This is a genomic window from Streptomyces sp. NPDC043853 (assembly GCF_056436025.1).
The window spans coordinates 72571-84531 of record NZ_JBWKDJ010000019.1; the positions used below are offsets into that span (position 1 = coordinate 72571).

General features: G+C 71.2%; 10 protein-coding genes and 1 pseudogene. 9 read left to right on the forward strand and 2 right to left on the reverse strand.

Features of this window, described 5'->3' with window-relative positions; genetic code table 11:
• Window position 1: 1 nt before the first annotated feature.
• The 5 genes and pseudogenes from AC067U_RS34110 (at window position 2) to AC067U_RS34130 (ending at window position 5099) form a co-directional block, all read left to right on the forward strand.
• On the forward strand, window positions 2-745 hold the full coding sequence (locus tag AC067U_RS34110) for a tyrosine-protein phosphatase (RefSeq protein WP_478833709.1): 744 nt from the start codon (window positions 2-4) through the stop codon (window positions 743-745).
• A gap of 250 nt (window positions 746-995) precedes the next feature.
• Window positions 996-2227, forward strand: a pseudogene (locus tag AC067U_RS34115) (MFS transporter); the annotation flags it as partial.
• 137 nt (window positions 2228-2364) lie between these two features.
• Entirely contained in the window at window positions 2365-2874 is a 510-nt protein-coding gene (locus AC067U_RS34120) for a MarR family winged helix-turn-helix transcriptional regulator (protein ID WP_478833710.1), read from the forward strand.
• A gap of 93 nt (window positions 2875-2967) precedes the next feature.
• Window positions 2968-3297 (forward strand): DUF3817 domain-containing protein, encoded by a 330-nt coding sequence (locus AC067U_RS34125; RefSeq protein WP_478833711.1) that lies wholly within the window; start codon window positions 2968-2970, stop codon window positions 3295-3297.
• A 101-nt stretch (window positions 3298-3398) separates the two neighbouring features.
• Window positions 3399-5099, forward strand: a complete 1701-nt coding sequence (locus AC067U_RS34130; protein WP_478833712.1) for an acyl-CoA mutase large subunit family protein — start codon at window positions 3399-3401, stop codon at window positions 5097-5099.
• Between the two features lie 115 nt (window positions 5100-5214).
• Here AC067U_RS34130 and AC067U_RS34135 read toward each other — a convergent pair whose 3' ends face one another.
• On the reverse strand, window positions 5215-5838 hold the full coding sequence (locus AC067U_RS34135) for a TetR/AcrR family transcriptional regulator (protein WP_478833713.1): 624 nt from the start codon (window positions 5836-5838) through the stop codon (window positions 5215-5217).
• Window positions 5839-6134: 296 nt separating this feature from the next.
• Here AC067U_RS34135 and AC067U_RS34140 point away from each other — a divergent pair, with 296 nt between their 5' ends.
• The 4 genes from AC067U_RS34140 to AC067U_RS34155 all read left to right on the forward strand — a co-directional run bounded on the left by AC067U_RS34140 (window position 6135) and on the right by AC067U_RS34155 (window position 10347).
• On the forward strand, window positions 6135-7109 hold the full coding sequence (locus tag AC067U_RS34140; RefSeq protein WP_478833714.1) for a tetratricopeptide repeat protein: 975 nt from the start codon (window positions 6135-6137) through the stop codon (window positions 7107-7109).
• A 628-nt stretch (window positions 7110-7737) separates the two neighbouring features.
• A complete protein-coding gene (locus tag AC067U_RS34145; protein ID WP_478833715.1) occupies window positions 7738-8379 on the forward strand; it encodes a DUF6230 family protein in 642 nt (213 codons plus the stop codon).
• 119 nt (window positions 8380-8498) lie between these two features.
• Window positions 8499-9035 carry a DUF6114 domain-containing protein gene (locus tag AC067U_RS34150; RefSeq protein ID WP_478833716.1) on the forward strand — a complete coding sequence of 179 codons (537 nt, stop codon included), beginning with the start codon at window positions 8499-8501 and terminating at the stop codon, window positions 9033-9035.
• Window positions 9025-10347: a hypothetical protein gene (locus AC067U_RS34155; protein ID WP_478833717.1), complete on the forward strand. Its 1323-nt coding sequence runs from the start codon at window positions 9025-9027 to the stop codon at window positions 10345-10347. Before AC067U_RS34150 ends, AC067U_RS34155 begins: the two co-directional genes overlap by 11 nt.
• A 128-nt stretch (window positions 10348-10475) precedes the next feature.
• Here AC067U_RS34155 and pyk read toward each other — a convergent pair whose 3' ends face one another.
• Window positions 10476-11906 carry a pyruvate kinase gene (gene pyk, locus AC067U_RS34160; protein WP_478833718.1) on the reverse strand — a complete coding sequence of 477 codons (1431 nt, stop codon included), beginning with the start codon at window positions 11904-11906 and terminating at the stop codon, window positions 10476-10478.
• Window positions 11907-11961: the final 55 nt, after the last annotated feature.

Below are 11961 nucleotides of genomic sequence, written 5' to 3' on the forward strand. Positions count from 1 at the left end.
TGTGACGCGACGACATGTGGACTTCGAGAATCTGCACAACTTCCGTGATCTGGGCGGCTATCGGACGCGTGACGGCCGCACCCTGCGCTGGGGGCGGCTCTACCGCTCCGACTCGCTCGGCAAGCTCGCCGGGCCCGGCGCGGAGGCCGACCGCGAGCGGTTCTCGGCCCTGGGCGTACGGACCGTCATCGACCTGCGCTACCCCTGGGAGATCGAGGCCAAGGGCCGGGTCCCGGAGGCGGACGGCCTGGCGTACCACAACTGCAGCATCGAGCACCGCCCCTACGACCAGGCGGAGATCGACCCGGAGCAGGACCCCTGGCGGTACCTCGCGGACCGGTTCGCGGAGGTCGCCGACGACGGCACCGCCGAACTGCGCGAAGCCCTGGAGGTGATCGCCGACGGCGACGCCCCGCAGGTCTTCCACTGCGCCTCCGGCAAGGACCGCACCGGCCTGCTCGCGGCCCTGGTCCTGGCCCTGCTCGGGGTCGACGAGGACACGATCGCCGCCGACTTCGCCCTCACCGAACTGGCCACGGCGCGGCTGGTGGCCGACTGGCACGCCGCCCACCCCGGCCGCGAGCTGCGCTGGCCCGCGTACGGGCGGGCGCCGGAAGAGGTCATCCGGCTCTTCCTGGCGGACCTGACCGCGGCGTACGGCTCCGTGCACGGCTACGCCACCGCCCGGCTCGGCGTGGACGAGGACCTCCTGGCCCGCCTCCGCAAGCAGCTGCTGGCGGACTGACCGCCCCCTCGGTGTGGGCGGCGCCTCCCGTGTGGGCAGGCGTCCCGCAGGGCGATGGGGGTCCCCCTGCTCGAGCGAAGCCGAGAGCTCGGGGGTGGGGGTCTCCCCGGACGGAGTCCGGGAGAGGTGGGCACACGCGGGACACCGCCGCCCGGCCGTCGCAGCCCGCCCGGCCGCAGCCCCCGGCCCACACGATTCGGCGCAGGACGAATCAATGGGCCGGGCCGGGACCCGGCGGCAGGGTCGTCCCATGCCGACCGAAACCGCTGCCGGCGCCGCCACGGCGTCCGGCTACCGCTCCGTGTTCCGGGTCCGGGAGTTCCGGGCCGTGTTCGCCGCCCACCTGGTGTCCGTGCTCGGGGTGGTGGTCGCCGAGATCGCCCTGACCGTGCTCGTGTACCGGCTGACCGGATCGCCGCTGCTGAGCGCGCTGACCTTCGCCCTGGGCTTCCTGCCCTACGCCGTCGGCGGCACCCTGCTCGCGGGGCTCGCCGACCGGTACCCGGCCCGGCGGGTGCTGGTCGGCTGCGATCTGGTCTGCGCCGCCGCGGCCGCCGCCATGGTCCTGCCGTGGACGCCGGTCGCGGCGATGCTGGGCCTCCGCTGCCTCATGGCCGTGGTCGCCCCCCTCTTCCAGGGCACCCGGGCGGCTTCCCTCACCGACGTCCTCGGCGACCAGGACGCCTACGTGCTGGGCCGCTCGCTGCTGCGGATGGTGGCGCAGAGCGCCCTGCCGGCCGGGTTCGGGCTGGGCGGGCTGCTGCTCACCGTGGTCCAGCCGCGCGCTGCGCTCGCCCTGACCGCGGCCGGGTTCGCGGGGTCCGCGCTGCTGCTGCGCCGCGGAACCCGGCGAAGGGCGGGGCCGGGAGCGGGAGCCCGGCCCCGCCCTTCGCCGGGTTCCGCGCGGTGTTCGGCGACCGCCGGCTCCGCGCGCTCACCCTGCTGTTCTGGGTGCCGCCGCTGTTCCTGGTCGTGCCGGAGGCACTGATGGCCCCGTACGCCGAAGGCCTCGGCGCCGGCCCGGCCGCGCTGGGTCTGATGATGTGCGCCCTGCCCGTCGGCACCGTCGCGGGGGAGCTCTGGGCCGGGTCCGTACTCGGCCCGCGGGCCCGGACCCGGATCACCGTGCCACTGGCCGCCGTCGCCCTGCTGCCGCTCGCCGGGTACGCCGTACGGCCGGGGCTCGCCGGCACCCTGGTCCTGCTGCTGCTCGCCGGACTGGCCCACGCGTACACCCTCGGGCTGGACCAGCGGTACGTGGCCGCACTGCCGCAGGAGCTGCGCGGCCGGGCCATGACCCTGCTGAGCACCGGGCTGATGACGCTCCAGGGCGCCGGGATGGCGGCGGCCGGGGTGGCCGCCGAGTTCCTGCCGGTGCACCTGGTGGTCGCCGGGTCCGGGCTGCTCGGGACGCTGTGCGTGGCCCTGCTGCTGGGCGGGCTCCGGCGAACGGGGCCCCGGTCGGCCGGGGAGGGCCGGTGAACGAGGGGCGTCGAACGAGGGGCGTCGAACGAGGGACGGTGGACGAGGGGCGGTGAAACGAGGGGCGGACGGAGGAGGTACGGCCGAAGAATGAGACGGGCCTGTCCACCAAATGACCGGCCGGTAGGGTCAGCTACGTGCCCAAGCCGCTCAGCCTTTCCTTCGATCCCATCGCCCGCGCCGACGAGCTCTGGCAGCAGCGCTGGGGACCCGTGCCCTCGATGGCCGCGATCACCTCGATCATGCGCGCCCATCAGATCCTGCTCGGCGAGGTCGACGCGGTGGTGAAGCCCTACGGGCTGACCTTCGCGCGGTACGAGGCGCTGGTGCTGCTGACCTTCTCCAAGTCCGGCGAGCTGCCGATGTCGAAGATCGGCGAACGCCTGATGGTCCACCCGACCTCCGTCACCAACACCGTGGACCGCCTGGTGAAGTCCGGGCTCGTGGCCAAGCGGCCCAACCCCAACGACGGCCGCGGGACCCTGGCCTCGATCACGGACAAGGGCCGGGAGGTCGTGGAGGCCGCGACCCGGGACCTGATGGCGATCGACTTCGGGCTCGGCGTGTACGACGCGGAGGAGTGCGCGGAGATCTTCGCGATGCTCCGGCCGCTGCGGGTCGCCGCCGCCGACTTCGAGGAGAAGTAGGCGAGGAAGGAGGGAGAGCGGTAAGCAGGGTCACGCCCGATGAAGCGGCGCCCGGGTCAAGATCTCGCAAACCGGACCGTTACGCTCGACGGCATGAAACGAAGCGTGCTGACCCGCTACCGCGTCATGGCCTACGTCACCGCCGTGATGCTGCTGATCCTCTGTGCCTGCATGGTGGCGAAGTACGGCTTCGACACCGGCGCCGACCTGACCTTCGCGGTCTCCCAGGCGCACGGCGTGCTCTTCATGATCTACCTCGTCTTCGCCTTCGACCTGGGCTCCAAGGCCAAGTGGTCCTTCGGCAAGCTGCTGTGGGTGCTGGTGAGCGGCACCATCCCGCTGGCCGCCTTCTTCGTCGAGCGCAAGGTCCGCGCCGAGGTCGAGCCGCTGGTCGTCGGCGACCCCGCGACCGCGCGCGCGTAGTCCGCGGCGGGCGGCTCCGTTCGGCAGTCCGAGGGAACCCCGGGAGGACTTCCCGGGGTTTGCCATCGACATTTACTAGGACGTCCTAGTAAATTCGCAGCATGGACGCTGACGCCATCGAGGAGGGCCGCCGCCGCTGGCAGGCCCGTTATGACAAGGCCCGCAAGCGCGACGCCGACTTCACCACGCTCTCCGGCGATGCCGTCGACCCGGTCTACGGACCCCGGCCCGGCGACACCTACGAGGGCTTCGAGCGCATCGGATGGCCGGGCGAGTACCCGTTCACCCGGGGCCTGTACCCCACCGGCTACCGGGGCCGCACCTGGACGATCCGGCAGTTCGCCGGCTTCGGCAACGCCGAGCAGACCAACGAGCGCTACAAGATGATCCTGGCCGCCGGAGGCGGCGGACTCTCGGTGGCCTTCGACATGCCCACCCTGATGGGCCGGGACTCCGACGACCCGCGCTCGCTGGGCGAGGTCGGGCACTGCGGAGTGGCCATCGACTCCGCGGCCGACATGGAGGTCCTCTTCAAGGACATCCCGCTCGGCGACGTGACCACGTCGATGACCATCTCCGGACCCGCCGTCCCGGCCTTCTGCATGTACCTGGTCGCCGCCGAGCGCCAGGGCGTCGACCCGGCGGTGCTCAACGGCACGCTGCAGACGGACATCTTCAAGGAGTACATCGCCCAGAAGGAGTGGATCTTCGCTCCGGAGCCGCACCTGCGGCTCATCGGCGACCTCATGGAGTACTGCGCCAACGGCATCCCCGCCTACAAGCCGCTCTCGGTCTCCGGCTACCACATCCGCGAGGCTGGCGCGACGGCCGCGCAGGAGCTCGCGTACACCCTCGCCGACGGTTTCGGCTACGTGGAGCTGGGCCTGTCCCGCGGGCTCGACGTGGACGTCTTCGCCCCCGGCCTCTCCTTCTTCTTCGACGCCCACCTCGACTTCTTCGAGGAGATCGCCAAGTTCCGGGCCGCCCGCCGGATCTGGGCGCGCTGGATGAAGGAGGTCTACGGCGCCAAGACCGACAAGGCGATGTGGCTGCGCTTCCACACCCAGACGGCCGGCGTCTCGCTCACCGCCCAGCAGCCGTACAACAACGTGGTGCGGACCGCCGTGGAAGCCCTGGCGGCCGTGCTCGGCGGCACCAACTCCCTCCACACCAACGCCCTCGACGAGACCCTCGCGCTGCCCAGCGAGCAGGCCGCCGAAATCGCCCTGCGCACCCAGCAGGTGCTGATGGAGGAGACCGGCGTGGCCAACGTGGCCGACCCGCTGGGCGGCTCCTGGTACGTCGAGCAGCTCACCGACCGCATCGAGGCGGACGCGGAGAAGATCTTCGACCAGATCAAGGAGCGCGGCCTGCGCGCCCACCCGGACGGGAAGCACCCGATCGGTCCGATCACCTCCGGCATCCTGCGCGGAATCGAGGACGGCTGGTTCACCGGGGAGATCGCCGAGTCCGCCTTCCAGTACCAGCGCGCGCTGGAGAAGGGTGAGAAGCGGGTCGTCGGCGTCAACTGCCACGACGGGTCCGTGACCGGCGACCTGGAGATCCTCCGGGTCAGCCACGAGGTGGAGTGGGAGCAGGTCCGGGTGCTCGGCGAGCGCAAGGACCGGCGGGACGACGCGAAGGTGGCCGGTGCCCTGGAGGCCATGCTCATGGCCGCCCGCGACGGCTCGAACATGATCCCGGCCATGCTGGACGCCGTACGGGCCGAGGCCACGCTCGGGGAGATCTGCAACGCACTGCGCCAGGAGTGGGGCGTGTACACGGAGCCGCCCGGCTTCTAGGCGGGCCGGCCGCAGGTCGACCCCGCACCCGGCCCCGCCGCGCCTCCCCCGCGCGGCGGGGCCGGACTCGTGTGGAGGGGCCGGACTCGTGCGGAGGGTCGGGCCCGGGCCGCCCTCAGGCGGCGGGGCCGCGGAGGCCGTGCATCAGCAGGGCCGTGAAGGTGGCCACCCACTCCTCGTCCACCGGCTCCGAGCTGACCAGCGCGCGGTGCACCACCGTCCCGGCGATCACGTCGAAGATCAGGTCGGTGGTGCGGCCGGTCAGGGACGCGTCCTCCTCGTAGGGGAGTTCGCCCCGGGCCTGGGCACGTTCCCGCCCCAGTACGACGAGTCGTTTCTGCCGGTCCACGATCGCCGACCGGATCCGGTCCCGCAGCGCCTCGTCCCGGGTGGACTCGGCGACCACCGCCATCAGGGCCGTACGGGCCTCCGGGCGGCGCAGCAGCTCCGCGAACCGGAGCACCACGTACTCCACGTCGGCTTCCAGTGAGCCGCGGTCCGGCAGTTCCAGGGAGTCGAACAGTTCCGCGACCGCGTCCACGACCAGCTCGTTCTTGCCGGCCCAGCGCCGGTAGAGGGTGGTCTTGGCGACGCCGGCGCGGGCCGAGACATCGCTCATCGTCAGCTTGGACCAGCCCAGTTCGCACAGCGCGTCCCGGGTCGCCGCGAGGATCGCGGCGTCCGCCGCGGCGCTTCGGGGGCGGCCGGTGCGACCGGAGGGGGAGCCGAGCGTGTGCATGGCAGAGGACCATACCCGTCGGTAGCGAAACCGCCGTGACCCCCGTCACCGTCATGTTTCCGGGAGGCTCCGTCGGTGCCGCCGCTCTTGGCGGCGGGCGTCGGCGCTGTGGCTGACATCACGGTCGCGATACCCTCCGAGGGAGTTACGCTACGACTCGTAGCGTAAGAGTGAGACCGAAGCGACAACCACGCGACCGCTACCGGCGCCAGGTGGGGACCCGGCGCCACCGTCGGTTCTCCGGCTTTCCGGCGAACCTTTTCCGCAGGCGCGCGCACACGGGGGAGGATGTACGCATGCAGCCCAGAAACATGTCCATGAGCGGCGTCGTCGACCTCGCCGCGGTGAAGGCGGCCGGCGAGGCCAAGGCCAAGGCGGAGCAGGCGCGCGCGGAGGCAGCCCGCCAGGGCGGCTCGGCGGCGGTGCCGCCGTCCGCGCTCGTCATCGACGTCGACGAGGCCGGCTTCGAGCGTGATGTGATCCAGCGGTCCACCGAGGTTCCGGTCGTCATCGACTTCTGGGCCGAGTGGTGCGAGCCGTGCAAGCAACTCGGCCCGCTGCTGGAGCGGATGGCCGTGGAGGCGGCCGGCCGCTTCGTGCTCGCCAAGGTGGACGTCGACGCCAACCAGATGCTGATGCAGCAGTTCGGCATCCAGGGCATTCCGGCGGTCTTCGCGGTGGTCGCGGGCCAGGCGCTCCCGCTGTTCCAGGGGGCGGCCCCCGAACAGCAGATCCGCGAGACCCTCGCGCAGCTGATCCAGGTCGCCGAGGAGCGCTTCGGCCTGACCGGGATCACGGTGGACCCGGATGCCGAGGGCGCCCCGGGCGAGGCCGGTGCCACCGTGCCCGCGGGCCCGTACGACTCCCTGCTCGAAGCGGCCATGCGCGCCCTGGACGCCGGTGACCTGGGCGGAGCCGTCCAGGCGTACAAGAACGTACTGGCCGAGGACCCCGCGCACCCGGAGGCCCGGCTGGGTCTGGCGCAGGCCGAACTCCTGTCCCGGGTACGGGACATGGACCCGCAGGCGGTGCGCACCGCGGCGGCGGAGAACCCGCGGGACCCGGCCGCGCAGATCGCGGCGGCGGACCTGGACCTGGTGGGCGGGCACGTCGAGGACGCCTTCGGGCGGCTGGTCGACACCGTGCGGGTGACGGCCGGTGAGGACCGGGACGCGGTCCGGCTGCGGCTGCTGGAACTGTTCGAGGTGATCGGCGCCGACGACCCACGGGTGACGGCGGCCCGCACCGCCCTCGCCCGGGTGCTCTTCTGAGGACCCCCTCGGAGGCAGTCCCGACGACCCCTGTGGGAGCCCGTCCGGAAGCCCGCGCGAAGGGTCGCGGGACACCGGCGATTTATTGACACGGAGACGAACAGCGCCTTCGCTTTACCAAAACTTGGTAATGCGAAGGGCTGTTACTGGGAGTAAGTCGAACCCCCGGATCTGTCCGCTTGCGGAGGGAACCGGGGGTTTTGTCATGGCCCCGGGTGACACCCTGTGTGGCGGCCCGGAAGCCGCGCGTCGCGCCCTGGTTATCCAGCCGTTACCCGTGAGTAACGAACCCCCTTGTGCCGAGCCCTGGAATGGACCACGATCGGCCACGCTCGGTCCATCCCGCAGAGCCGTTCATCCGGAACTGGGGAGATGGGTCCCCACCGAGTGGACCGGTGGCCTTGCCGCCGGCCCGGGACAGGGGGGTCTCTGCCGAACCGGCAGGGCCTGTCCTCCAGGTTGCGCGGACGCGTGGCCCAGTGGTTGTCGCTCGGGGGTGATCGCCGGTGTACCTGTCGCGGATCCGCGCCTCGGTCTCCTGCGCTCCTTCCCGAGGACGTAGCACTTCTCCCATCCCAGGACGGGCAGGGCCCGGACCGGAGATGTACGTCCGAGAAGGAGGAACAAGATGAATTCCCAGATTCGTGGCGGGACCAGATGGAAGCGCTTCGCGCTCGTCATGGTGCCGAGCATCGCGGCGACCGCCGCGGTGGGTGTCGGTCTGGCGCAGGGTGCCCTTGCGGCGTCCTTCAGCGTGTCCGGCCAGGACTTCAAGGTCCGCGCCGACAAGCTCGAGGGCAAGGACCTGATCCAGTACGGCGGTGTCGCCGAGGGTCATGACCTCAAGGGCAACCCGCAGGCCCACCCGGTCACCATCTCCGGGTTCAGCGAGGCCAAGATCACCAACATGTGCCAGTCGCTGGTCACCCCGGTGCCCGGCATTGGCAACATCACGCTGAAGCTGCAGACCGGCCACAAGGGCCGCCCGGCAGTGGCGAAGAACATCTACCTGGATGTCGCCGAGCTGGACGCCGACGCCGAGTTCAAGAACCTCGACATCGGTGTGGCCGTGGGCGACCCCAGCCACAAGATGAAGCCGCAGCCCGGCACGGTGAAGAGCCCGTACGCGTTCTCGCAGCGCGCCGAAGAGGCGACGCTGTCCAACGTGCGGCAGAAGGCGTGGGCGACGACGGCGGGTACCTTCAGCCTGCCCGACCTCAAGCTGCGCCTGCTCGGCGGCGACCAGCCGTGCTACGAGGACGAGAAGTAGTCCGTCCCCGTTGCAGGACCGGACGGGCGGGCCGCGGGGCCCCGCGCCCCGTGGTGCGCTCCGCCCGTCCGGGCTCCACGTAGTTCTCCAGTACCACCGTTTCCAGGGAGCTGTTGTCCATGAACCCCCAGGCCCCGGTCAACGCCGCCCGCGACCACTGGCTCACCGTGGTGTACTACCGCTTCCATGGCTGGAGCGGCACGCGGCCGTTCTGGGCCGGGCTGTTCACCCTGCTCGCCGGTGTGCCGATCGCCTACTTCCCGTACGCGGACCTCCGGCTCGGCAGCGTCACCATCGCGATGGCGACGACCGGCGGTGCCGGCGCCCTGATCATCGGGGTCCTGCTGATCACCCTGGGCCTGGCCCTGTGGTTCCAGCAGACGATCCGGATCTTCGCGGGCGTGGCCACGCTCCTCCTCGGCCTGGTGTCGCTGCCGGTGTCCAACCTCGGCGGCTTCTTCATGGGCTTCCTCTGCGCACTGGTGGGCGGCTGCCTCGCCCTGTCGTGGGCGCCGGGCACCCCCGTCGAGGAGCCGGCCGGACAGCCGGCCGAGGCGCTGGCCGCGGCCGCCGTCCCCGGCCCCCGCGACATGGAAACGGATTACGCGACCGAGACGAGCGGCCACGCCGATGGCGGGAGGAACAGTGCGGGGTGACGAGACGCAGCGGGCCGTGGCCCCAGACGCAGAGTCCCGTGAGAGGAAGGGCCCGCGACACGCGGCCCCCAGGAAGTCGCTGCTGACGAAGCTCCAGATACCCGTCGGCAAGACCATGGCGCTCGCCGCGATGCCCACGGCCGTGTTCGTCGGCATGGGTATGGCCCCGAAGCTGGCGCTCGCCGACGACAAGGACATCCCGTTCGCGCCGGGACCGTGCGTGACGCGCTCGGACGAGCCGAAGGAGGAGGAGAGCAAGTCCGCCTCTCCGTCGCCCTCGGCCTCGAAGAGCCCCACCAAGAAGCCCTCGCCGGGTGCCTCGCCCGGCGCGAGCCCCTCGGCGCGTGCGAGCAGGGCTCCGGCCCCCGTGCCGTCCGCCTCCGCACCGGTGAAGCCCCAGAAGCAGGACCCGTCCGCGCCGACGGCGGTCCCGTCCCCGACGGCCACGCCGACGGCGACCCAGAAGCCCAACCCGCTCGACCCGCTGGGCCTGGGCGACAAGGTCGGCGACCTGCTGGACGGGCTGGCCGGCAAGCAGCCCGCCCCGTCCGCTCCCACTCCCGCTCCGTCCGCCCCGACCGCCACCCCGAAGGCCCCGGTCGCTCCCCACCCGCAGGAGCAGCAGATCCGGGACGCCGCCAAGGAGGCCGGCGTACCGGTCGCCGAACTCTCCGACGAGGTCAAGGACACCGAGACCAAGCCCAGGGACGAGACCGGCAAGACCGGCACCGAGGAGGGGCGGACCGGGGTCAAGGGCGAGGACGAGAAGGACGCCGAGGCCGGCGACGGGAAGGACGGGAAGAAGGGCGCGGACGGCAAGGAGCCGTTCCCCTGCCCGACGTACGACGCCAAGGCCCTGGCCGAGGCCGAGCTCGAACCCGGCATCCCGCTCCTGCCGGACGAGCCCTGGTACCTGGACAGCTCCCTGCTGACCCTCTACGGCCTGAAGTACCACGGCATCGTCGAGGTGAAGACGGGCAGCGGCAAGATCAAGAAGGTGCTGAAGTTCACCGCGGACTCGCTGGACATCAAGGACCTGTACCAGACCGTGGGCAAGAGCGGGAACGTCGCGCACCTCAAGTCGAGGCCCGGCTCCACCTCGAAGATCCGCGGCGGGACGGTGACCATGTACACCGAGTCCCTGAAGGGCAACCTGTTCGGGATCATCCCGATCGAGTTCAGCCCGAACAGCCCGCCCCCGCTGGACGTGCCGTTCGCCTTCTTCACCAAGGTCAAGGTGGTCCAGGCCGGGCAGTTCGGCGGCACCCTGACCGTCCCGGGCCTGAAGAACTACATCGGCCCGCCCGAGTAGCACCCGCCCCCGCGGCCGGCACCACACGCACGACCGGCACCATCCGCACGACCGCACGGCCGAGGCCCGCACCCCTTCGGGGGTGCGGGCCTCGGCCGGCTGTGCGGGCTGTGCGGTGCGCGACGGGGTCAGTCGAGGTCGCCGCCGCCCAGGTGGTGGACCCGGACCATGTTGGTCGTGCCCGGGACGCCGGGGGGCGAGCCGGCCGTGATGATCATGGTGTCGCCCGGGTTGAACCGCTTGAGCTTGAGCATCTCGCCGTCCACCAGGTCGACCATCGCGTCCGTGTTGTCCACGAACGGGACGATGTGGGACTCCACGCCCCAGCTCAGGGTGAGCTGGTTGCGGGTGTTCACGTCGGTGGTGAAGGCCACGATCGGCTGGGAGGCGCGGTAGCGCGCCAGCCGGCGGGCGGTGTCGCCGGACTGGGTGAAGGCGACCAGTGCCTTGCCGTTCAGGAAGTCGGCGATCTCGCAGGCCGCGCGGGCCACGGAGCCGCCCTGGGTGCGCGGCTTCTTGCCCTGGACCAGCGGCTGCAGGCCCTTGGAGAGCAGTTCCTCCTCGGCCGCCGCGACGATCTTCGACATCGTCTTGACGGTCTCGATCGGGTACTGGCCGACCGAGGACTCGGCGGACAGCATGACCGCGTCCGCGCCGTCCAGGATGGCGTTGGCCACGTCGGAGGCCTCGGCGCGGGTCGGCCGGGAGTTGGTGATCATCGACTCCATCATCTGGGTCGCGACGATCACCGGCTTGGCGTTGCGGCGGCACATCTCGATGAGCCGCTTCTGGACCATCGGGACCTTTTCGAGCGGGTACTCGACGGCCAGGTCGCCGCGCGCCACCATGACGGCGTCGAAGGCCGCGACCACGGCCTCCATGTTCTCCACCGCCTGCGGCTTCTCGACCTTGGCGATGACGGGGACCCGGCGGCCCTCCTCGTCCATGACCTGGTGGACGTCGCGGACGTCGTTGGCGTCGCGGACGAAGGACAGCGCGACCATGTCGCAGCCCATCCGGAGGGCGAAGCGGAGGTCCTCCTTGTCCTTCTCCGACAGGGCCGGCACGTTGACGGCCGCACCGGGCAGGTTGATGCCCTTGTGGTCGGAGATGACACCGCCCTCGATGACGACGGTCTTGACCCGGGGGCCCTCGACCGAGACCACCTGGAGCTCGACGTTTCCGTCGTTGATCAGGACCTGGTCGCCCTTGGTGACGTCCCCGGGCAGGCCCTTGTAGGTGGTGCCGCAGATGGACTTGTCACCCGGGACGTCCTCGGTGGTGATGGTGAACTCGTCACCGCGCACCAGCTCCACCGGACCCTCGGCGAAGGTCTCCAGGCGGATCTTGGGTCCCTGCAGGTCGGCGAGGACGCCGATCGCGCGCCCGGTGTCCTCGGCGGCCTTCCGGACGCGGTCGTACCGCTCCTGGTGTTCTGCCTGGGAGCCGTGGCTGAAGTTGAATCGGGCCACGTTCATGCCTGCCTCGATGAGTGCTTTCAGCTGCTCATACGAGTCGACGGCGGGGCCCAGCGTGCAGACGATTTTGGAACGGCGCATAAGCGGATCCTATCCCGTTTGTTTCGCAGCGGAATATTCCGTCTGGCGGAAACTC